19 protein-coding genes are annotated in these 23,459 nt (G+C 35.2%); 13 read left to right on the forward strand and 6 right to left on the reverse strand.

Annotation, left to right across the window (positions count from 1 at the left end):
- Positions 1-176 precede the first annotated feature (176 nt).
- From CES88_RS10110 to CES88_RS10120, 3 genes are all read right to left on the reverse strand, one after another.
- Positions 177-974, reverse strand: coding sequence for a class I SAM-dependent methyltransferase (locus CES88_RS10110; protein ID WP_290733951.1), 798 nt, complete (start codon positions 972-974; stop codon positions 177-179).
- Positions 975-1,675: 701 nt separating this feature from the next.
- Complete coding sequence (locus tag CES88_RS10115; protein WP_290733953.1) at positions 1,676-2,479, reverse strand: IS3 family transposase; 804 nt, start codon at positions 2,477-2,479, stop codon at positions 1,676-1,678.
- A complete protein-coding gene (locus CES88_RS10120; RefSeq protein WP_290733955.1) occupies positions 2,476-2,841 on the reverse strand; it encodes a transposase in 366 nt (121 codons plus the stop codon). The genes CES88_RS10115 and CES88_RS10120 overlap by 4 nt, the downstream gene beginning before the upstream one ends.
- Before the next feature lie 359 nt (positions 2,842-3,200).
- Between CES88_RS10120 and wecB the strand changes: the two genes are divergently transcribed.
- From wecB to CES88_RS10145, 5 genes are read left to right on the forward strand one after another with little or no spacing between them, the layout of a single operon-like run.
- On the forward strand, positions 3,201-4,334 hold the full coding sequence (gene wecB, locus CES88_RS10125; RefSeq protein WP_290733957.1) for a UDP-N-acetylglucosamine 2-epimerase (non-hydrolyzing): 1,134 nt from the start codon (positions 3,201-3,203) through the stop codon (positions 4,332-4,334).
- On the forward strand, positions 4,318-5,565 hold the full coding sequence (wecC, locus tag CES88_RS10130; protein WP_290733959.1) for a UDP-N-acetyl-D-mannosamine dehydrogenase: 1,248 nt from the start codon (positions 4,318-4,320) through the stop codon (positions 5,563-5,565). Before wecB ends, wecC begins: the two co-directional genes overlap by 17 nt.
- On the forward strand, positions 5,562-7,697 hold the full coding sequence (locus CES88_RS10135; protein ID WP_290733961.1) for a Gfo/Idh/MocA family oxidoreductase: 2,136 nt from the start codon (positions 5,562-5,564) through the stop codon (positions 7,695-7,697). The genes wecC and CES88_RS10135 overlap by 4 nt, the downstream gene beginning before the upstream one ends.
- 3 nt (positions 7,698-7,700) lie before the next feature.
- Complete coding sequence (gene asnB / locus CES88_RS10140; protein ID WP_290733963.1) at positions 7,701-9,668, forward strand: asparagine synthase (glutamine-hydrolyzing); 1,968 nt, start codon at positions 7,701-7,703, stop codon at positions 9,666-9,668.
- Complete coding sequence (locus CES88_RS10145) at positions 9,623-10,912, forward strand: hypothetical protein (RefSeq protein WP_290733965.1); 1,290 nt, start codon at positions 9,623-9,625, stop codon at positions 10,910-10,912. The genes asnB and CES88_RS10145 overlap by 46 nt, the downstream gene beginning before the upstream one ends.
- Here the strand turns inward: CES88_RS10145 and CES88_RS10150 are convergent.
- Positions 10,905-12,551, reverse strand: coding sequence for a glycosyltransferase (locus CES88_RS10150; RefSeq protein ID WP_290733967.1), 1,647 nt, complete (start codon positions 12,549-12,551; stop codon positions 10,905-10,907). The genes CES88_RS10145 and CES88_RS10150 overlap by 8 nt on opposite strands.
- Positions 12,508-13,803, reverse strand: a complete 1,296-nt coding sequence (locus CES88_RS10155) for an oligosaccharide flippase family protein (protein WP_290733969.1) — start codon at positions 13,801-13,803, stop codon at positions 12,508-12,510. Before CES88_RS10155 ends, CES88_RS10150 begins: the two co-directional genes overlap by 44 nt.
- Before the next feature lie 740 nt (positions 13,804-14,543).
- Between CES88_RS10155 and CES88_RS10160 the strand changes: the two genes are divergently transcribed.
- The 7 genes from CES88_RS10160 to CES88_RS10190 all read left to right on the forward strand — a co-directional run bounded on the left by CES88_RS10160 (position 14,544) and on the right by CES88_RS10190 (position 22,003).
- Complete coding sequence (locus CES88_RS10160) at positions 14,544-16,283, forward strand: hypothetical protein (protein WP_290733971.1); 1,740 nt, start codon at positions 14,544-14,546, stop codon at positions 16,281-16,283.
- Between the two features lie 7 nt (positions 16,284-16,290).
- Positions 16,291-16,842, forward strand: a complete 552-nt coding sequence (locus tag CES88_RS10165; protein ID WP_290733973.1) for a sugar phosphate nucleotidyltransferase — start codon at positions 16,291-16,293, stop codon at positions 16,840-16,842.
- Between the two features lie 115 nt (positions 16,843-16,957).
- Positions 16,958-18,088, forward strand: coding sequence for a dTDP-4-amino-4,6-dideoxygalactose transaminase (gene rffA / locus CES88_RS10170; RefSeq protein WP_290733975.1), 1,131 nt, complete (start codon positions 16,958-16,960; stop codon positions 18,086-18,088).
- A 2-nt stretch (positions 18,089-18,090) separates the two neighbouring features.
- Positions 18,091-18,795 carry a WbqC family protein gene (locus CES88_RS10175; RefSeq protein ID WP_290733976.1) on the forward strand — a complete coding sequence of 235 codons (705 nt, stop codon included), beginning with the start codon at positions 18,091-18,093 and terminating at the stop codon, positions 18,793-18,795.
- A 111-nt stretch (positions 18,796-18,906) separates the two neighbouring features.
- Positions 18,907-19,677, forward strand: coding sequence for a TylF/MycF/NovP-related O-methyltransferase (locus CES88_RS10180; RefSeq protein ID WP_290733978.1), 771 nt, complete (start codon positions 18,907-18,909; stop codon positions 19,675-19,677).
- Between the two features lie 5 nt (positions 19,678-19,682).
- Positions 19,683-21,083 (forward strand): FAD-binding oxidoreductase, encoded by a 1,401-nt coding sequence (locus tag CES88_RS10185; protein ID WP_290733980.1) that lies wholly within the window; start codon positions 19,683-19,685, stop codon positions 21,081-21,083.
- The gene (locus CES88_RS10190) at positions 21,080-22,003 is read left to right on the forward strand and encodes a glycosyltransferase family 2 protein (protein WP_290733982.1); all 924 of its coding nucleotides are present in this window, start codon (positions 21,080-21,082) and stop codon (positions 22,001-22,003) included. The genes CES88_RS10185 and CES88_RS10190 overlap by 4 nt, the downstream gene beginning before the upstream one ends.
- On the opposite strand, the gene CES88_RS10195 is transcribed toward CES88_RS10190, so the two are convergent.
- The gene (locus CES88_RS10195) at positions 22,000-22,746 is read right to left on the reverse strand and encodes a hypothetical protein (protein WP_290733984.1); all 747 of its coding nucleotides are present in this window, start codon (positions 22,744-22,746) and stop codon (positions 22,000-22,002) included. The genes CES88_RS10190 and CES88_RS10195 overlap by 4 nt on opposite strands.
- Before the next feature lie 535 nt (positions 22,747-23,281).
- Between CES88_RS10195 and CES88_RS10200 the strand changes: the two genes are divergently transcribed.
- Complete coding sequence (locus CES88_RS10200; RefSeq protein ID WP_290733986.1) at positions 23,282-23,404, forward strand: hypothetical protein; 123 nt, start codon at positions 23,282-23,284, stop codon at positions 23,402-23,404.
- Positions 23,405-23,459: the final 55 nt, after the last annotated feature.

Raw genomic sequence — 23,459 nt, forward strand, 5'->3', positions numbered from 1 at the left:
GAAAGAAGTTATGTGGAAAATTGAACTACTATGCCATAGATACAAGAAGTATGTTGAAGTACTTTCTTAGCTAGTTTTATTTACATTTAGACTCTCTTAAAGAGGTTAAAAAAAACAAAAATATGCTTACAAAGTTATGTTTTAATTGAGTGCCCTAAGGCATTAAGTAATTGTTATTATTTTCTTGCTTTGCAAACAATATACCAACCAAGTTTAGAGTCTAGCCTCTTTACGAGCGGTTTCATAAAGCTTTCTAGAAAGCTTGGCCAGAAGTGGTCACTTCTAAGTTGTTTTATTGAGAGATCTTCGATTGTAAAGTTCTTAAAAAGCTTTTTCATATCTCCTTTAGAGTACATTTTCACATAAGGTTTAATATTAATGCCGTCAGCTCCCTCTTCAATAGTTGATAAGGTTCCAGCGATTCCTTTTTTGAGAAACCAAAGATGCCTAATTCCGTGAGCGAGCACTTTCCAAAAAATGAAAAAAGCCGAATATTTATAATACATTGTAACGTAGGCTTTTCCACCTTTTTTTAGAACTCTAGAGACTTCTTTAAGAACTTCTTTAGCCTCTGGGATATGGTGAATAACTCCAAAAGAGTGAACAATGTCAAAATGATTGTCAGGAAATGGTAATTTTGTAGCATCAGCCTTTATAAGTTCGATATTTAAGCCGTGTACTTTAAAGTTTTTAGCAGTTAGCTCTAAATGTTGGTCAGTTATATCAATGCCTGTACAGATAGCACCATTTTTTCCAAATTGAAGAATATCAGTGCCTTGACCAACACCAATCTCCAAAACTTTCTTTCCTGCTGTTTTACTGTATTCAAAATAGTCGTGTGTCCAGTTTTGAATCTTGTATCTATCCTCTTCGACTTTTTTAAAATAAGACAGGGACTCCTTGTCGCCACTAAGTTCTCCACAAGCCGTTGTGTTCCATTGCTTTTGGGCTTCTATTCTTGCAAATTTGTCCATTCTAAGTTTACCTTTTTTTAAGATTTAATACTCTGTTTTCACACTAAGAAGTGGAGATTACCAAGTTAATATTTAAGGAGTGAGATAGTCAATAACTCTATAGTTCCTATTTTTACTTGCTGCTGCCAGCCGCAGGGGGGAAGTAATTTTACTATAGCTTATATACTAAGATTACAGGAGAGTAAATTTGAATTATATAGTCTCATCTGTATATAGCTTTTTTGAAGAATGAGGTTCGACTAATTAAAGAGAAGCTAGGTGCTTCTAGTATTAAAAATATTTCTGAGCTAAAATATTCACTTGGGATCATAGAGTGGTAAAGAATCTTTTTCTGAAAAGAAGAAAATTACGTTAAGTTTAAAAGGTGAGAATAGAGATTGCTTAAAATTTAATATACACTATTTACTCTAAAGTTAAGATTGAAATAGCAATAAAAGAGGGAGTAAGAAGTATTTATTTCTTTTATATTTTTTTTAAATACTTGATGATACTGAAGTTAACTAGTTAGTCGTGTCAGACTCTTAAATCTATTTTACATAGTTTAAAGTGTTTGTGCTGTCCGTTATTCTTGTCTGAATTCTTTGTTGTTATTTTAGTACAAAACTACAATTGAGAATTATGAAAATGTAGATGAGTTTCTCTAAAAGAAGATGCCTAAGAAATAAGAAAAGTTACAGTTCTGGATTGGCCCCCGTTTCAGGCTACCTTTGATTAATTAATAAATACTCTTTTGGACTCTTCATGCCAAGTCCCGAATGAGGAGCATTCTCATTATAATCCTCAAACCAACCTTTTATCATCTTAAGTACAACCTCTGCACTAAAACAGTCGCTGTTGTAGACGTAGTCTCGTTTAATCGTCTTAACAAGGGCTTCACTCATTCCATTGGATTCTGGACTATATGCTGCCGTATAGCAGCTTTTTAGTCCCAGATGTTTTGCTAAATTTTTAACTGAATGGGCCCTATAAATACTTCCTCTATCAGATAAAAACTCTATCGTTCTAGGAGTCTTATAATCACTAAACCTATAGCGAACTGCTTTAAGCATAAGTTTTTCAATATCCGTTGCTAACAAAGCTGATGCTGAAGAAATAAATGAGATAACTTCTCGGTCACAAGTATCTAGAACAAATGAGACGAATACTTTTTCTCCATTAAAGCATTTTATCTCAAAACAATCACTACACCATCTGGTATTTGAATGAAGAGTCATTACTTTTCCTGTCGGAGTGTGAGTTCTAGTAACTTCTGATTTTGGCAGAAGGAGTCCATTCATCTTCATAATCCTATAGATGCGCTTCTTATTAATCTTTGAGTGTCCAAGTGTGAACCGAAGCCTGTTTACCATCGCTGTAACTCTTTTATAGCCATATGTTGGACGCAACGAAATCACAGATCGAACTTGCTCAAGGACCTCATTGTCTTCGGCCTTGTGGTAAAACTTCTTTGGTCCATTAACTTTATAAATGGATTTAGGATGAACTCCAAACATCTGACAAATCATTTTTTTGGATCCTTTCGTTTTGAGTTTGATGAACTCTTTTGCTCTATCAACTCTTGTTCCAAGATCTTTTTTTTATAAAAATCAATGATATCTTGTGCGACTTCTTCTCTCAGGCAAGACTCACCAACTTTTTTGAGCAACTTGTCTTTATCTTTCTTCAATTGCTCAATTTGTCTTAAAAGGTCTCCAACATCGATATTAGACTCAGGTTTATCTCTCATAGCTCTTTTCCATTGATATAGAGTTACTGCATTTATATCATGAACTCGTGCTAAAACTGAGATTGGGACACCTTTTACACGATTCTCCTGAAGAATCTCTTCTTTCTGTTGGTTACTAAACCTTCTTCTTTTACTATTCATTTTACCTCCACAAAAGAGGTAGTCTTCAAAAGGGGGTCACGAACAGTTCTGAAGGTTTGCTAAAATTATTATAAATAGTAATTCTAGTTCAAATGGGGGTTATGAACAATATGAAGAATTCATCTCTGTCTTGATTTGCGGCGTTACTATTTTATCGATGTAGGAAAGAGAAGAAAAAAGATAAATAAATGATGGTGTGAAAGTAAGTTTAAGAGTGCTCTTAAATAATATTTTCTTATTTATTGTCATTAATGTATATATTAATGACTTTTGATTGTGTATAAAGTTAAAACGTTTCGATTACTATCTTTGAGATAAGAGGAACATTACTTTTGAACAAATTTTGTTAAGATGGTGTAATGAAAAAGAAAAAAATATTATTTGTATTCGGAACGAGGCCTGAAGCAATAAAAATGGCTCCATTAGTTTTGAAGGCGCAAGAAAATCCTGTGTTTGATGTTAAAGTTTGTGTCACTGGGCAACACCGAGAAATGTTAGATCAAGTTTTAAATATTTTTAATATTAAAACTGACTTTGATCTGAATTTAATGAAACCAAATCAGACTTTAAATAATGTTACAGTTGATGTGGTGTCTGGGCTTGATAAGATTTTAAAAAACGAGAGTTTTCATTGCGTTTTGGTTCATGGAGATACCTCAACGACAATGGCGTCTAGTATGACAGCATTTCATTCGAAGATTCCAGTTGCACATATAGAGGCAGGTTTAAGAACTCATAATATTAATTCTCCATGGCCTGAAGAAATGAATAGAAGGGTTGCAGGACTAGTTTCAACTTGGCACTTTGCTCCAACACAGAAGAGTGCTGAAAACTTAATAAGAGAGGGAGTATCTACAGATAAAGTGTTTGTAACAGGAAACACTGTCATAGATGCTCTCTCGATGATTTCAACCAGGATCGATAAAAGCTCCGAGCTTAAAGATGAACTTCAAAGCTCCTTTAAGTTTTTAGATAATAGGAAAATTATTTTAGTAACAGGTCACCGTAGAGAAAACTTTGGTGATTCTTTTTTGAGTATCTGTAAAGGATTAAAGAAACTAGCGCTTAGTAACGAGAATATTCAAATTGTTTACCCTGTTCACTTAAATCCAAATGTACAGAAGCCTGTAAATGAAATCTTGTCAGATGTTTCAAATATTTTTCTAATTGACCCCCAAGAGTATATTCCATTTATATATTTGATGAAGAAATCGTTTATGATAATCACTGATTCTGGGGGAGTCCAAGAAGAGGCTCCATCCTTAGGGAAGCCTGTTCTTGTAATGAGGTCAACAACAGAGCGTCCAGAGGCTTTAGAGGCTGGTACTGTGAAACTTGTTGGTTCTGATGGAGAGAGGATTTTTAAAGAGGCTACTTCTTTGCTGGATAATCAAGATGAATATAATAAAATGAAGATGACAACAAATCCTTATGGAGATGGTCTAGCGTGCGATAGAATTTTGGAGGTATTAAATAATGAAATCAGAATTTAAAAAAGTGGCAGTTGTTGGCCTCGGCTATATTGGGCTTCCTACTGCTGCTGTTGTGGCAAGTAGAGGAATGCAAGTTATTGGAATTGATAATAATAAAAAAGTTGTAGACACAATCAATAAAGGGGAAATTCACATTGTTGAGCCAGGGCTTGATATTGTTGTTCAGGCGTCAGTTTCCGCTGGTAATTTAGTAGCTTCTGAGGTGCCCGCTCATGCTGATGTTTATTTGATTGCAGTGCCTACTCCATTCAAGGAAGGCAATGAGCCTGATGTTTCTTATGTAAAATCAGCAGTAATGGCAATTGCACCAGTTTTAAAAAAGAATGACTTGATTATTTTGGAGTCTACTTCACCAGTAGGGACTACGGATAAAATGAGAGAGTGGTTGAGTGAGGCTCGTAAAGACTTGTTTTTTGCAAGTGAAGGAGTCGAGTCCTGTGATATTTATCTAGCCTATTGTCCTGAAAGGGTTCTTCCTGGGCACGTTCTTAGAGAGCTTATTGAAAATGATCGTGTGATTGGTGGAATAAATAAGAAGAGTGGAGAAGTTGCAAAAAGATTTTACAAAACTTTTGTTGAAGGGGATTGTATTTTAACAAACTCTAGAACAGCTGAGATGACGAAACTAACTGAAAACTCGTTTAGAGATGTTAATATCGCATTTGCGAATGAGCTATCTCTTCTTTGTGATCAATTTGATATTAATGTTTGGGAGTTAATTAAACTTGCAAATAGGCACCCTCGAGTTGATATTTTACAGCCAGGGCCAGGTGTTGGAGGGCATTGTATCTCGGTTGATCCATGGTTCCTTGTTCATCAGTCACCAAAGTATGCACGAATTATTAAAACAGCTCGAGAAGTAAATGATTATAAACCTGAATATGTTGTTGATAAAGTCGCTGCAGCAGCATCGAAGTTTAAAGAACCAACGGTTGCCTTTTTTGGACTTGCTTTTAAAGCAAATATCGATGATCTGAGAGAGAGTCCAGCAATGGAGATCGTTGAGAGTTTTGCTAGAAAAGGTTTTGGGAAATTAATGGTTGTTGAGCCAAATGTCGATTACCTGCCTAGTCAATTAACAGATCTACGAATAGTGAAGGCTGGTATTGATGAAGCTTTGAAAGAGTCAGATATACTTGTTTTACTAGTTGATCACAGTGAGTTTAGGGATATGAATAGGGATACTTTTGTATCGAAAATAGTAATTGATACAAGAGGGATTTGGAAGTGAAGCAAGTTGTGATTAAAGGTGGTGGTGCTGTCGTTGAAAAAGTTCCTACTCCGCAATTAGAGGCGGGGACGGTATTGGTAGAAGTTCAAGCATCATGTATTTCAATTGGTACAGAGATGTCTGGAGTGAAGACTTCTGCTTTACCATTGTGGAAAAGGGCGATGAGGCAGCCTGAGAACGTAAAAAAAGTTTTTGAGTCTGTTGCTCAGCAGGGAATGAATAGGACGATGAGCCTTGTCAAGGGAAAGCTTTCTGCTGGAAATGCGACAGGGTATTCCGCTGCCGGTAAAATTGTTGCAGTCGGAGCTGGTGTTGAAGGACTATTTCTGGGAGATCGAGTTGCTTGTGCAGGTGCTCAGTGTGCTCATCATGCAGAAATTATCAGAGTTCCTAGTAATCTTGCAGTTAAAGTTCCTGATAATATAACAATTGAGGAAGCCTCAACAGTTACACTTGGGGCTATTGCTCTACAAGGTGTGAGGAGAGCATCCCCAACACTTGGTGAGAAATTTGTTGTTGTTGGCCTAGGTGTTTTAGGACAATTAACAATGCAGTTTCTAAAAGCGAACGGATGTAATGTAATTGGTATTGATCTCGACACATCTCGTGTAGATGTTGCTACGGAACATGGAATGGACTATGGCCTTTCTAATGACTTTGGATCACACATAGATCAAGTCGCTAGGCTTACTGACGGTCACGGGGCAGATGGAGTAATCATAACAGCAGCCACACCTTCTAATGAAGTTGTGAGCCACGCTTTTAAAATGACAAGAAAGAAAGGGAGAGTTGTTCTTGTTGGAGATGTTGGGCTCGATCTCAATCGTGCAGACTTTTATGCCAAAGAAATTGATTTCTTTATATCCTGCTCATACGGACCTGGGCGATATGATAATAATTATGAAGAAAGAGGCCTTGACTACCCTTTACCTTTTGTTAGATGGACAGAAAATAGAAACATGGGGCAGTACTTGTCTCTTATTTCTCAAGGTAAAGTCGAAGTAAAGAAAATGGTTTCTAATGTATACCCTCTGGAAGATGCCTCAAAAGCGTATGAGTCTTTGAAAGATAATGGTGCGAAGGCCTTGATGGTATTGCTAAGCTATCCTGATAAAAAGCTCATAGATAAGCTTGAAACAAAAGTAGAGAATCCAATGTTTAGTTCTTCTTCAAAAGGGAAGGTTAAACTTGCTATTATCGGAGCAGGTGGGTTTGCTAAAGGGATGCATCTTCCAAATATTCAGAAGAGAAATGATCTCTTTAGTTTAAAAGCTATTGTGAGTAGAACGGGGCATAATGCAATGGCAACAGCAAAACAATTTGCTGCAGAATACTCAAGTACAGATTTTAATGATGTTTTAAATGACGAGGACATTAATACAGTTGTTATTGCTACAAGACATAACTTACATGGTAAGATGGCTTTAGAGGCTTTGAAGTCAGGAAAAAACGTTCTTTTAGAAAAACCTTTAACAATTTTTGAAGATGAATTTAGAGAGATTAAGGACTATTTTTCTAAGAGAGAAGAGACACCAGTTCTTTTAACAGGTTACAATAGAAGATTTTCTCCTTATGTGCAGAAAATTAGAAGTCTTTTAAAAAATAGAACTAATCCAATGATAATTAATTATAAAATGAACGCTGGCTTCTTGCCAAAAGATCACTGGACATTGAGTCCTGAAGAAGGTGGGGGAAGAAATATAGGTGAAGCGTGTCACATTTACGATGTGTTTACTTTTTTAACGGATTCTGAATTTACAAGCGTTACTGTTCAAAATATTTGCCCCAAAACTGAACACTATTCGAGTAAAGATAACTTTGTTGCAACATTTAAGTTTAAAGATGGTTCAGTCGCCACATTAACGTATACAGCAATTGGCAATAAAGAGTTTCCAAAAGAAAGCATGGAAGTCTTTTGCGATGGTCTTGTTGTTAGTTTAAATGATTATAAGAAGCTTGAAGTTTCTGGAAATAAACTTGTTTACTCTAGTCCCTCTCCAGAGAAAGGGCAAATGGAAGAGATTGTCGCTTTTGCAACTTCCATTAATGAAGGTAAAGAGTGGCCAATACCTTTATGGCAGCAGTTTCAGGTTACGGAAATGGCATTTGCAGTTGATAGGGAGCTTGTTTAAAGTATGTGTGGTATATTAGGTGTTGTAGAACTAGAAAAAAGAGATAAATTTCTCTCTCCTGAAACTTTTATTAAAATGAATGATACCATGATTCATCGAGGTCCTGATGGGGAGGGGTTTTACTTCTCAACTGATCTAAACTTTGAGGAAATATCTAGAAAATTAAGCTCTAGAAGTAATATCGTAACTCATTTTTCCCCCCCTAAGCATCGAAGAATTTATCTTGCTCATAGAAGATTGTCGATCCTTGATTTAGATCTTGCTGCAGGTCAGCCGATGACAAATAGTGAGAAGAATATTTTCATTACGTTTAATGGAGAGATTTATAATCATCAGGAAATAAGAGATGAGCTAATAAGCGATGGTTTTATTTTTAGAACTGATCACTCAGATACAGAGGCAGCGCTTTATGCTTATGAGAAATGGGGGATAGACTTTGTAAAAAAACTACGTGGTATGTTTGCTATTGTAATTTGGGATGAAAGAAATGATAGGATTTTAATGGTCCGAGATAGAACTGGAATTAAGCCTCTTTATTACAGTGTTTCAAACAATAAGCTCTATTTCGCAAGTGAAATGAAAGCTATATTTCAAGATACAGAAGTTCCAAAAAAACTTAATAAGAAAGGTCTTTATGATTACCTTTCTTTTCTCACTGTTCCAGCTCCAGAGACATTATTTAAGAATGTTTATAAAATTCCGGCAGGGCATATGCTTATTGTCGAAAAAGGTCGTGTTCAACCTCTGAAGGAATATTGGGACGTTTTTGATAATTGGCAAGATTTGAGTGGGCAGTCTGAAGAGAGGATTCGAGAGAACTTAATTGCTGAGTTAAAAGAGAGTGTATCGCTCCATATGGCAGCGGATGTTCCAATTGGAGTTTTCCTTTCTGGTGGAGTTGATTCAAGTTTAAATGCAAAGCTTTTTTCTCAATTAAGTCCTGACAAAGTTAAGTGCTTTTCAGTTGGATATAAAGATGATGATAAGTTAACGACCTATAAAAATGAGTTTGAGTATGCTCGATTAATGGCAAATACTATTGGTGCTGACTATCATGAGAAAGAGTTGACTCAAGATATGTTTATTGACTTTATTCCGCAACTTATTCATCACCAAGATGAGCCAATTGCTGATCCTGTATGTTTTCCAGTTTTTGAAGTTTCAAAATTAGCTAAAGATAGTGGGGTAACTGTTTGCCAAGTTGGCGAGGGGAGTGATGAGCTCTTTTGGGGTTATGAAAGTTGGAAAACGTTTAAAAGACTTCATGATCTTAATAAGGTTCCGATGACTTGGCCATTTAAGAAAGCACTTCTTGAGGGATCAAAGCTTGCAGGAAAGACTGGTAAGCAATTTGAGTTCTTAAGAAGAGGAGTTGAGAAAGAGCCTATTTTTTGGAGTGGTGCAGAAGCATTTACTGAAGCTGAAAAAAGAAAGCTTTTAAACTCTGAGTTTTTGAAAGACTTCAAGGGTTATTCATCCTATGAGGTTATCAGTGATTTCAAAAAGAAGTTTGATGAGCGTTGTCCAGATCCAAGTTTTTTAAACTGGATGGCCTATTCTGATTTAAAGCTTCGTTTGCCGGAACTTCTATTGATGAGAGTAGATAAGATGGGGATGGCCGTTTCTCTTGAGGCGAGAGTTCCATTTCTGGACTACAAATTTGTGGAATATGCACTAAGTGTCCCAACTGCTCTTCGTTGTAAGGATAATGTTTCAAAATACATTTTGAAAAAAGCTGTTGAACCATTATTACCACACGAGATTATCTATCGAAAAAAGCAAGGATTTGGAGCTCCTGTACATGACTGGTTTATGGATCGACTTGGCGGTTATGCCAAAGATAAGCTTATAAGCAAGAGTTCGAGTGAATTTTTTGATCAAAATGAAATTAGAAATAAGTTTGCAAAGGGCGATAATACTAACCTTTGGTACTTATTGAATTTTCAGGAGTGGAAAAATCAGAATTTATGAAGGTATTAGCAAATAAGAGCTTTCATTTCTTGATATTGCTTGGAATTTCACTTCTAATTCCCTTTGAAAACTTATTTGTTGCTTTTTTTTACTTTCTTGGTACCTGGCTAATTTTATTAAACCCTTATAGCTTATTTTTTCTTTACTCTACTGCTCTTTGTGGCAATAAGGTGTCTTTTGACCGAGATTTTATGTTAGTAGGTTTCCTCATTTTAGGTTTTCTAATATCAGGTCTTTTTAATGACTCTGAATATGATAGTGTTCTAGCCATGGTATTATTTTTTGCCATGCAATTTTTAGCAGCAAAAGAAATCGCACGACACGATCTTATCATTAAGTGTTTTGTCTGGGCAATAGGAGTTTATTCTGTTTTGATTCTGGGAAGTTATATTCATTACAATTATTTAATCTATTTCAGATCTAATTTTGATTTTGTCTCTTTAGAGCACCTTCTAATTTACAATCGTTTTATTGAAAGTTTACCATCTGAAGTGACAGTGAATAGTAAATTTCACATGCTTGTCGGAAATACCAATAAAGCATCTAATATTTATACCTTATGCGGTTTATTGGTTTCTTTCCTTTATATGAATAAAAAGTTGTCTAAACTTCAAGTTGTTCTTGTTTTAATGTCGATATGTTTGGTTCAGTTAGTTCTTTTTTCACGAGCAGCAATGTTGATGCTTTTTGCTATCGGGGCTGCATTATGTGTGTTTTATTCTTTTAAGGGAGTCAATAGACAGAAGGTTTTATTATTTCTATGTATTCCTTTTCTTGTTTCAATATCAACTCCAATGTTTAGAGATTATTGGACAAATATGTCGACTTTAAACTTAAGGTTTCTTCAGCAGAAGAAAGTCGTTCAGTTCAAAGCAGAAGAGTATAAAGAAAAGAGGCTTGGTGAGTTATTTCTAGGTATGGGGCCAGGTGGCTATGGACTTAAGTATTATAAATCTAGAGATGCGGGTACGCATAATTTCTTTATAGATATTTATCTTGCTGGTGGGATAGTTTCTTTAGTTTCAATAGTTTTACTCTTTCTCTCTATGATAAAAAGAACTTACCTGCACAAAGAAGTATTAAATAAGACATTTTTTACAAGTGTTCTGGTCGTAGTATTTGTTTTAGCTTTTAGAGAGATGAATTTTCTCTATTTATATCGTCTAGGGCAATTTGGATTTTTATTCTACCTTTTTTACTTTGTAGCGATAAGAGATAATGATCATATTTTAACTATTAGCTAAGAATTCTATCGACATGAGTATCCCAAGTATAGTTTTTCATCCCATTGTTATAGGAGTTGATACTTATATTTTTTATAATCTCATCTCCTTGGTGGCTTAAGCAGAAATCTAGCCAGTAAATAAATTGATCCAAATTATTTGGTTCATAAAGAAGACCATCAGCGCTTTTGTTTTCTAAGCTTTTGTTGGGGTAAAGAGGATTTTCAAATACATCTTTAATTTGATAAAGAGCTGAGGCAATTATTGGCTTCTTGTAGGCCATGTATTCAAATAACTTTGTCGGTGAGCCAAAGAATGCTTCACCTTCTCGCTTAATGTGCGGACTTAGAAAAACGTCTGAGGCATTTAGATACTCTGGAGCAGAAGACTGTGGGACTATACCTGTAAAAATAACATATCGTGAGTATTTCTCTTCCGACAATGAATCATAGACACTGTTAAAGAGTACCCCCTGTCCAATTAAGAGAAACTTAAATGATTGAGGAGCACTCTCTTCGTGTTTATCAATAAACTTTTTGATAGCTTCTGCTAAAAACTCTACACCATGCCAAGCACCAAAGGTTCCAATAAATGTAAAAACAAGAGTTTGGTCTTTGATACCTAAGCGATTTCGAACTTTATCACGAGTATTTGTATCGTGTACTTCAACATTATATTTACTTGGATCAATACAATTTGGGTATGTGATTATTCTTTTTTTATCAATTCCTTTTGAGAGTAGTTCGTCTTCGAGAACTTTAGAGATAGTAATAATTCGAGATGCTTGATTAAGGCAAAAAGTTTCAATTTGCTGTGCTAGTTCTGGATATTTAAGACCTTTTGACCAATTTGTTTGAATCCAGACTTCTGAGCCATTGTATTCAAGAATAAAAGGAATTTTAAATATTTTTGAAGCAAGAGCACCGGCGAAGTTATAGATCGTTAGTCTTTGATAGATATATTTAGGTTTTTTCTTTAATCTTTTAATGTAGTTGAAGAACATAAAGGAGATTTGAAGTTGATTTAATTCGTATGGAGCTGCAAAACGAATTTTAGATTCTTTATTGAGATCTATAATTTCAACGTTTGGATCTATCATGATAGGGGATTCGCAAGTAAGATATTTAACCTTAAATCTATTAACAAAAGAATTTACAACTCCAGAAATATGCCCAATAGAGCCACCTGCTTTTATTCCAAACCACATATTTGTTTTTAAGTAATAGATTTCATTGATTTTTCGTGGATCAAAGTCTAAAGGTTTGGGTTTGAATAAAGCAAGAAGAAGTTTTGTCTTTAAGAGGTTGATATAGTTTTTCACTGTATATAGAAAGATTAGAAGAGATGTATAGAGTACAGTAAAGATATTAACTTGAGTGGGTTTTGATTGTCTTAAGGTTGTAAACTTTAGCTTAAATGCGAATAGAGCAAAGGTCATGAGTATGTATTTAAGATAGTCTGTATTTTCACCCTCAAGGTTAAGTATAAATTTGCTTTTGCGATTATTTATAATTAATTTAATAATTCCTAGGAAACCGTGACTGTGCTTAAGTTCAAATATTGATAGATAGCATGCTTCTTCCTTTAGGTTAAATAAATCATTTAGTGTTTTTTTTTCATTTGTTGTTGGTTGATGAACAGATAGAATTGTTGTCTTCAAGCTTATTATCCTTTGAATCACTCTTGTCGAGAAAGAGAATATAGAAACTATTTAATATGAAGATTCCGAGATATGCAACAAGTGAAGATATCGCTGCACCATGAATCCCAATATCTCTTAGTAGTAGAAAGTTTAAAATGATATTTAAAAGACATGAGAGAATAAGAGATAGAAACACGAAAGAGGGGATTTCTTTTGCTGACAAATAGTTCATTAAAATAGTATTTGCTCCGAGAAACGAGGCTGCAAAAGCTAGCCACCTTAACGATAAGGAGGAAGCAATAAAGCTTTCTCCGAAAATAAGTGTAATAATATTGCCACTAAAGAAATAGACAAAAAAACAGACAGGTATCATAAAAGCAAAAATTAATAAAATTGTTTGAAAAAGTTCTTTTCTTCGTGAACCAATATTTTTAACAAATCGAGGAAAGATAAGTTGGCCAACTATTGAGGGGACAATAAGAAGAGAGTCAGTTAGAGAACTTGCTACTGAGTATATTCCAGTTGCTTTCGTTCCAAGAATAGCTTCAATCATCCATATATCTATTTTCAGTATTAAAAACATGCATAAACATACTGAGTAGAGCTTGATCGCTGTTTTCGTTGAACTCTTAATTAGGTTTAAATCAATATTTTTTTTGAAATGTGAAAATTTGTTTTGAAAAGTTTTTTTTGTGTATATGTATGTTGCTAGAAATGAAAGAAAACTACATATAAGGACTGTTTCGGCACTATTTGTTAGAAATGCAGCAGGGACAGCAAGGAGGACAAAGGTAAATTTTTGTATAAATTCTGTAATGTTAAAATCTTGAATTTTTCCAAGAGCAATGAGGATATTTTGATTAAACAATGAAAGTAATCCTATTGGGACACAAAGAAGCCCAATTAGTATTGAGGCTTTTGCATCAGAATTAGAGGTGAAGGACAATGAGTATATTAGTGAAAATATTAATATGAAAAGAGCTGTTCCAGCGGTAATAATAATAGTGTTATTTGCGAGAATAGCATTTAAAAGCGTAGGCTTTTTCGAGAGATGAATAGTATTTACTGAATGAAAGCCGAGGTTGGCAAACTGAATGCCTATAGCAATAATAGATGCAGCAAATGCAAATTGGCCTCTTTCATAAATTCCAAGCTCTCTAATAATAAAAATACTACCAATAATTGAAATAGATTGAACTGCAAAGCGAGTAAAAATCGTTTGAAGGACTTGCCAAATAAAAGATTTACTAGAAGAGCCTTTATTATTCATACTTTAGCCAAGATTTTAAGGAAATACTAAGTGTGAGGAGCATTGTGTTCGTGTCTTATTCTGTTTTATTTTTAGATTTCTGTCTACTTTATTTTTTTTAATTGAATCTTTCCCATTTAGGCGTAAGAAAGAATATTTCTTCAATATAATTATGTTTTTGCTTCCAATTTAGTTCTTTTAAATAGTTTTTGAAGGTTTACCGCTAGGTCGCTAATGTCCCTTACTCGTTTAGATGAAGTCGCGTAGGAGAGTCTTCTAGAGTAAGGAGTCTCGTATTCTTCTATTTCTTCAAGTATGTAAGAGTCAGGCACGCTTGAAGGTTATCTTTTAAGTCCAGAGCTTCATTTGCGTCTTTAGTTTGGTGGGGAAGTCCAAGGCTTTATTTTCATTGAGAAAGGTAGGATAGTGTAAGGTACGTGATTTAAGTAATTTAAGGAGTGGGTTACTTAGGAAGAATAGTTCGTAGAAAGATATTTTCATTTAAAGGTGAGGAAGCTATATTTAGCTCTGTTAATTTATTGTTAAGGAACTTACATATAAAACTAAAAAATAAATATAATTTAAAGTTCGTTGTAGGCTTTATTTTGTTTCTATATGCTTTTTTTTTTTCAAGAGCATTTCAGGAGACTACTTCCGTAAGGCCAAGTTGGTATCAGAGTTATCATTCCGCTTTTGTCATGGCTTACTGTGGATTAGGCTTTAGTGACCCCATAACACGAACTCCTGAGTTTGAAGCCTTTTTGAATCAAGAGAGAAGCACTCTTGACTGCTCGTATGTAGTTGGAAAAACAAATGGAATCCGAGGACCCGAAGCTAAATATGGTGCATATGATTATCCTGTTTCGATAGGCTCAATGTATTTGGGTCAAGTTGTTGTTTGGCTCTGGAAAATTAATGGAGAGATGGACTGGGCGGTAACTCATAAACTTGGCTATCTGTTCTTCGCTCTCACTATTGTGATTAGTTATATTTTATTGTTGTGTTTTTTTCCATTTGCATACTCTTTGATTGGCTCTTTATTTTGGATGAGCTCTCCTTTTCATTTAGCCGAATTCCCACACTTAAGAGACTATAGTAAAGCCGTTTTTTTTGTAGGAGCACTTTTTGTTCTAAAGAAAGTAATTGATGAAAAGAGAGTTCGGTGGCGTTACTTTTATTCCGCGACTCTTGGCGCTATCTTGGGTATTGGTTGTGGTTTTCGTGCTGATTTAAAAATATTACTTCCTTTAATTGTTATTGTATTTATTATTCAATATGTGTCTCTAAAAAATAAAGAATTCATTACAAGTCTTAGGAGAGTTATAGGTCTTCTTCTTGTTCTTATTTTTACTTTTTACTTATTGTATCTCCCCGTGAGTCTAAAATTAAAAGATGTAGAAAACCGTTTTTCTTACGACTCTGGGTTGTATCACGTCACTTTGCTGGGTCTCTATCCTTATCCAGGGGAAGAAATTGTAGTAAAGGAGAGTGTCATCAAGTTTTTACCATTTTTTGAAGACATATATTTAAGCATGAAACTAAATGGCTTTTCGAAACAAAGTTTGGGGCAGGAAGCTGTAATGGCCACTGATAATTATAGAGTTGCTGGAAAGGAGTATTTAATGAATATTCTAACGTCCTTCCCTAGCACTTTCATGAGGAGAGGTCTTGAAGCCTTTTGGGTCTCCTTTTCCTTGCCTTTCAAAAAAAATACTCAGAATTTTCACCTTCTAAAGGTGTGCAGTTTTTCTTTCTGTGAAAAAGTTGGAGAGATTACCGTAAGAACAAAGGAGTTCTTTACTTCAATTTCTTACATAAGGGAAGTCTCCTTAACCCTAGGTATATTGATTTCTTTATTTGTTTTTAGAATGAAGAGTCTGCTTATTTTTTATTCAATAACACTCTATCTGATGTTGTATCCTGCAATACAATTGTCTCCTCGTCATTATTTTCAAAATGAGCTTTTATCACTTATTATTTTATTATTTGTTTTATCGACTCTTTTTAGTCGTTCGTTTTGGGGGAGTCGTATTAGATTCATAAGTTTTGTAAAGCGCTTGCTCATAGGAATAGTGAGTTTTTTATTAATATTTCTAACTTTTTATTACTATGAGCAAAATGTTGTTGGAAAATTTATAGAGAATGATTTGAAAGGTGCAAGGAAGACCGTTGTGGGAGGGGTCTGGAAAGACTTGGGAGGAGAAGGCTTCTCTTTCACTCCTAAACTAAAAATGAAGTATACATTTGAGTATTTAGAGTTTAACTTTAGCTTGGACTGTAAAGAGGGAAGCCTTACATTTTATGGAATGGAGAAAGATGGCAGTAAGAAAGTGTATGACACAATCTCTTTAGGGCGTTTTAGCAAAGCTTATTATCCAGTCTATGAAAAATCTTTTAAGGGAGTTGGTATTACTGATAGGAATTGTATTACTAGTGTAAAGAGAATTATTTTAAGTAAGAAGTTACCTATCCATTTATATGTTTTTTTAACAAAGAGTTAGGGGGGGGATGAGAGGTATAATTTTAGCAGGAGGAGCAGGTTCTAGGCTTTATCCAGCAACAGAAGTTATAACTAAACAGTTACTTCCTGTTTATGACAAGCCAATGATCTACTATCCTCTAAGCCTTCTTATGTTAGGAGGGATTAGGGAGATTCTTGTTATTACGACTCCACGGGGTTTTGAGATGTTTCAAGCATTATTGGGAGATGGATCCCATCTTGGAATTAAGATTGAGTTTGAAGAGCAGGACAAGCCATCTGTCCCTAGATCTAAGTATGCAATTCCTGGATTGTATGTATTTGATAAATCTGTCTGCCAAAAGGCTAGAGAGTTAAAGCCTAGTTCAAGAGGGGAAATTGAGATTATTGATATTTTAAAGAAGTACTTAGAAAGTAATGACCTTAGCGTGCAAGTAATAAGCCGTGGAGTTGCGTGGCTTGATGCTGGAACTCCAAAGTCATTGTTAGGGGCGTCATCTTGTGTTTCTGCGATTGAAGAAGGGCAGGGTTTTAAAGTAGCGTGTTTAGAAGAAGTTGCTTATAGAAAAAAAATATATTGATCGTGACGATTTAATTGCCCTTATGGAGGAGTTTCCAAATTGTCTTTACCGTAATTATTTAAAAGAAGTTGTGCTTGAGGATGGAGCTTAACCAATAGATTTAAAAGAGAAATTGATGATTAAATTTAATGTTCCTGTTAGGGCAAGTAGTTATGACTTTTTAGAGGAAATAGAGGCATCTTGCAAGTATTCAGGAGATGGTCCTCTGACTCAGAAGTGTCACGAGTGGTTTGATAATCACTTTAAGGGGGCGAAAACTCTATTTACAACATCTTGTACTCATGCGCTAGAAATGATGGCTTTGTTAATTGATGTAAAGCCAGGGGACGAAATTATTCTTCCAAGTTATACGTTTGTGACTAGTGGAAGTCCATTTGTTGCAAGAGGAGCGAAGCTTATTTTTGTAGATATAAACCCAGTAACAATGAATATTGATGAAAATAAGATCGAAGAGGCAGTAACAGAGAAAACAAAAGCTATCCTAATTGTTCACTATGCAGGATTTTCTTGTGATATTGATAAAGTGAAAGAAATCACTTCAAAGCATGGAGTGTTCCTGCTCGAGGATGCAGCTCAGGCATTGATGAGTAAGTATAAAGGGCAGAGTTTAGGAACTTTTGGAGATTTGTCAGCATTCTCTTTTCACGAAACAAAGAATTTTCACTGCGGGGAAGGGGGGCTCCTTGTTGTGAATAATTTAAATCTTTTTAAGAAAGCTGAGATGATAAGAGAGAAAGGAACGGATAGGGCTTCATTCTTAAGAGGGGAAGTTGATAAATATACGTGGCAATGTTTGGGATCTAGTTATTTGCCTAGCGAGTTTAATGCAGGATTCTTGTTGGATCAGTTAAGACGTATAGAGGAGCTCAATAGTAGAAGAGTTGATCTTTGGTATAAATATAAAAGCTTGTTTAATGAGCTTGGCTCTTATGATGGTCTTACTTTTTGTGAAGACCTTGAATACTGTTCCCATAATGCACATATCTTTTACATTAAATTGAAAAATGGTCTCGAAAGAAAGAGCTTAAGGTCTTATCTCTTGAAAAAAGGTATTGAGTCGGCTTCTCATTATGTCCCCTTGCATACTTCCCCGGCTGGAATTCTGTATGGAGATTTCTTTGGGTCGGATAAGTACACGACAAAGGAGAGTGAGAGAGTTTTGAGGTTGCCTATGCATACCTCTCTTAGTGATAAAGACTTAGTAAGGGTTCGGGATAGTGTCAGAGATTATTTTATGGAGCTTTAATTATGGAAAAGGTTGTTGTTTTACAGTCGAATTACTTTCCTTGGATAGGTTATTTTGATTTGATTTCTTCTGCAGATAAATTCATTTTTTATGATGAGGTTAAGTACACTAAGAATGACTGGAGAAATAGAAATAAGGTCCGCTCTGATGGTAAAACTCACTGGATTACTATCCCTGTTTGCAAGAGTTCTGAAAAGAAGAAAATATCAGAGGTTTCTTTAGACTTTAATCCTGGCTGGAAAAAGTCACATATGTCTTTGTTGGAATTTTGCTACAAAAAGAAGCCAATGTTTTCCAAGCAGTTAAAGCCACTTTTAGAGCACTTCCTGTTTGAAAAAGAGACAAACTCTCTCAGCGAGTTGAATAGATATATTATCAAGTATCTTTCTTATGAAATGAAGCTAGATACATTGTTTCTAGACTCTCATGATTTTGTGTTGGAGAGCGGAAAGCAGGAGCGGTTGATTAGCTTGTTGAGTGAATTTTCGCCTTGTTCTTATCTGTCAGGACCTTCGGCCAAGGGGTATTTGGAGAGCTCTGAGCGTGTTCTAGCTGAGAAAGGGGTTGATGTTGAGTATTTCGCATACCCTGGTTATGAGCCTTATGGAGGACTTGTTTACAATGGGGAGTCAGTTCTTGATTTTATGGCGCATGAGAAACTTTCTTTTTTTAAAGATTATCTAAGGATGAGTGCTGGTGGCAAATAGAAAGAAGGGCGCGGTTTAGAAGATTATTTTAAATTGTTAATCTATACTTTTTATTTTAATTTTTGAATCCAAGGTGATAGTTTCTAAATATACAATTTGATGGAGTAAAAAATGACTGAAAATAAACATGAATCTGCTGTTGTTTCCTATTCGGATAATATTAGCATAGAGGCAAGGAAGAAAATCTATAGCAACTTATTAGCGTATCCTGCAACTCCTGAGGAATCGGAAAGATCTCTGGGGCTTTTTGTTAGAGGCTCGTTGTTGGCAAGGTTTCTTGCGACAAAAGAGTTATATGATCAAATCTTAAATCTGCCGGGTGTAATTTTAGATTTAGGTACATGGAGAGGGCAAACTGCGGTCTTATGTGAAAATCTAAGGGCAGTACTTGAGCCTCTTCATTTAAATAGAAGAATCGCTTGCTTTGATACATTTGAAGGGTATGTCGGATTTGGTGAAAAAGATTTACCTACAGACTTACACGCTGATGGAACTTATAAAGTTGGCCAGGATTATGATAGCTACCTTAGTGAGCTTTTGGAGTTGCATGAAAAGAGTAATGCGATGGGACATAATTATGGTAAGCATAAGGTCTTTAAGGGGGATATCAGGGAGACTTTGCCGACATTTTTTAAGGAAAACCCTGGAGAGGTTGTCTCTTTAGCATTTTTTGATTTAAATTCTTATGCACCTACGTCATCTTCTTTCAAGACTGTTTATGATAGATTGGTTCCAGGTGGAGTTATTGCGTTTTGGCAGCTAACAAGAAATACAATTCCAGCAGAGGGAATGGTTTATTCTAATGAAATATTGAGAAGCTATAAGCATAAAATTAAAAGAGCACAGTATTACCCAGGGCTATGCTACATAGTTAAGGAGTAGTAACTATGAAAGTTGTTATTGCAGGGAATGGAATATTATCCTATACAGCGGCTCTCTCTTTGATAACAGAGGATAAGTCTGTTGAGGTTTCAATAATAGGGCCTCGAGATAATAAAGGATGTGCATCATTGGCTGCTGCGGCAATGTTTAACTCTTTTTGTGAAGTCGATGTAGGGACATTTTCTAATCGTTTTGATAAAGAAAAATTTTTATTTAATAGGAGAGCGGCTCCATTGTGGGTAGAGTATATCAAAAGGCTAGAAGAGCTTAGTCATGTAAAGATTAATCATGGCTTTGGGACATTCTTGATTAATAACCACTCTACAGATGAGTTAGAAGATAGAAACTTTGATGCAATTCTTGGGGCATTAAGTGAGTTTAATGAGCCTCATGAAATGGTAAAGCTTAACTCTGTTGAGAACTATAGACCCATGCCAAATGATAGAGGCTCTCGCGCTGTATATATTCCACGTGAAGGTTGGGTAAACCCTATTGATTTGATGAATTCTCTTAAGATTATTTTGGAGAGAAGTGAGAGGGTGGTCTTTCGTGATGGTTATGCAAAAAGGTTAAATTTTCAGGGTGATAAAATTCAAGATGTAGAGCTAGAGTGCGGTGAGAGTGTTTCAGGAGATGTTTTTCTGCTTGCTGCTGGAGCTAATTTTTCAAAGATAGTCGATGCTTCAAACTTTGATGTACAATTTCCGAGGATATTCTATGGAGTAGGAGCAAGTATTCTTCTTGAGACGGGAGAGAATACCCTTAAGAATTGTGTAAGAACTCCGAATCGAGGCTTAGCTTGTGGGCTCTATGCTGCGCCGCAGACGTCGACTAAGACTTTGATTGGAGCTAGTAACTTCATATCTCCAATCCCAGAAGACGGGGTTCGTCTAACAAGTTTACATGGTCTAGTTGAGTCTTCAATTAGGCAGTTAAATTCTGACTTCTATAGAAGTCAGTTTGTAAGATCAAATATTGGCTGGAGACCAACTTCAGAGGATACTGTTCCATTAATCGGAGAAACTTCTTATGAAAATCTTATTATTGCAACAGGGACTAAAAGAGATGGGCTTCACTGTTCGCCATTAATTTCGGAGATACTTTGTAATTTAGTTCTTGGTAAGGAGCAAGGGATAGATATTTCTCTTTTTAAGCCAGAGAGGGAGCCTTATAAAGTTTATTCTAGAGAGTATGCTATAAAAGCTTCCGTTGATAATATTATCAACGCATCTTATCAGCATGGATTTAAGTCTGCGATGAATAGAATGGTTGAGGATATGATTAGCTACCATACGAGAGAACTTGAAGAGCTTCATGATAAAGTAGGTGCTATCGACTGGGGGATACCCCCTGAGATGATCAACATGTATAGGTATGGGCATGCAACGCTTGTGAGAAATGTTTGAAGCTAAGTGTCGTCACCTCCTTGTATGATTCAGAAAAGGTTGTTGGAGATTTTTACCTCCGGCATCTTAAGGTTATTAAAAAACTCAATTTAGACTACGAGTTTATTTTTGTTGACGATGGTTCTCCGGATGAATCGTGTCTCAAAGTTGAAGAAGTCTTAGAGAAAGATGATAGAGTCAAGCTTATTAAGCTTTCAAGAAATTTTGGTCAGCATGCAGCAATGTTTGCGGGGTTAGGTTATGCGAAAGGTGATGTCATATATGCCGCAGATTGCGACCTTGAGGAGGCACCAGAAAACTTAAGTGAGATGTATCTTTTGTACACTAAAAGTGGTTCCGATGTTGTTTATGGTGTGACAGAGGAGAGGAGTGGTGATTTTGTACGTAGCTTTCTTGGAAAGTGTTTTTATGATCTACTAGACTTTGCTTCAGAAGTTAAAATCCCAAGAAATCAAGCATGGCAAAGGGTTATGTCACGTAGATATTTAGACGCTCTTCTAAGCTTTAAAGAGGTAAACTCTTTACCTATTGGACTAATGGCCCTTTCGGGTTTTGAGCAATTGTCTTACACGATTGAAAAGCCATATAAAGGAGCAACATCATACAACTTCCTAAAGCGCTATAAGCTTGCTTTAGATTGTCTGCTTTCATATTCAACTAAGCCTCTTGTCGCAATTGTATTTTTTGGGTTTATAATAACCCTCATTTCTTTTTTATGTGCAGTTAGTATTGTTGTTCAGAAAACTATATTCCAAAATCAATTTGATATAGGTTGGCCTTCAATAGTAATTGTTATTCTTTTTATGGGAGGAGTGCAACTTGTATCTTCTGGCGTAATAGGTCTTTATGTTTCAAAAACATATGACCAGGTCAAGAACAGGCCAAAGTATATTATTAAAGATGTTGTGGATAACTCTTAGTTTGTAATATATAAATTAACTCTGTTTCGTGACTTCAGCTCTGTTAGAAAACTTGTATCAACTTTTTCCTCTTTCCTTGTGATTATAATAAATTTTTTATGGGAACTTGGCTTTAAGCCTAGCTTAAAGATTTTCTTTATTGTTATTGATACCCCGTTGATATTTAGATTTCTACCGTCCGAGATAGGGTACCACGAGTCATGAAGGCTAAATACATAGTTTAAATGATATCCACTTTGATTTTGTAGCTCAGAATGCATGACCTTATAGAGACTCTCTGGAGCTATTTTAAAAAATTGTGCGTATGTAAGGATTTTCTCAAAGTAATATATGTGAGTCTTGCTGGGAATATTCCCATTTGTAAGGTTTGGAATTGGTTTGGTGAAGTGTTCGGTTGGATTATTAAAAATATTAATATGCTCACAGTGTGTTGATACAAGATTTATATCAATTTGCGGAGAGATAAGTATTTCATAAGAATTAAGATTTATTGAAGAAGGAATATTCTTTAGGGCGATGCAGGACTCCAGAGCAATTTCGTTTCTTTGGTTCCAGGAAATGAAGGTATTATACTGAGCTTTTAGTAGTGTAAGTATCGTTAATGTAGTTAGTGAGAAAGAGAATATTGGTAGTATTCTTTTTTTTCTTTTGGAAGTGATTGTTTTAGTGAAGAAAGAAAAAAATACACCTAAGGTGAGAATAAAATAGCAAGCGTTTCTTTCCCAGTCTCTCACTGAAACCATATATCCAGATACTAGTTGCTGATTTGTAATAATAATTGGGGTTAGTATAAGTGCTAAGCAGAGAGTGTCGAAGGGCTTTTGAGGGAGACCTTTTTTTATATAGAAAAATAATATTATAAAAGAGAGAATTAGTGATGGGGTGAAGCTTGGAAGCCTCGACTGAAAAACTAGGGAATTTCCATTTGCTTGAGCAGCGTACGAGGTATGAAGGATGAATGTTCCTAAAAAAAAGATGAGAAAATAAAAATATTGAAGATACAGTTTTCGATTTCTAAGGCTCATTAGTGTAAAGAAAAGACTATATACAATGAGTGTTAAAAGTGCCAAGAAGGGGTAAGTTGCTCCAGAAATAAGACCAATTAAAGAAAATAAAAATGAGTTTAGATGCAAGTCTTTTGAGAAATTCACAAGTAAAAGGATAGATAAGAAAAAAAATAAGAGGCTTAATTGTGGCTCAGGTGATCGATTAATTATTAGGAAACTTGTTGTCGAATCTGGAATTAGGAAGGAAAAGAGCTCTGGATTTAGATTTCTAATGAATGAAATATTATACTTCGTAAAAACGGAAGAGTTTCCAAGAGAGAATAGATCAAAAGAAAATATCGTTGTTAGAATTGCGAGAGGTGAGAGGCTCCTTACTATATCTATCTTTTTGTAGATCTTGTTTAGAATAAAGAAAATACTTGTCGAGAGAAATATGTCTAAGGTTAAAT

The sequence above is a fragment of the Halobacteriovorax sp. JY17 genome, from assembly GCF_002753895.1.
Classification (GTDB): domain Bacteria; phylum Bdellovibrionota; class Bacteriovoracia; order Bacteriovoracales; family Bacteriovoracaceae; genus Halobacteriovorax.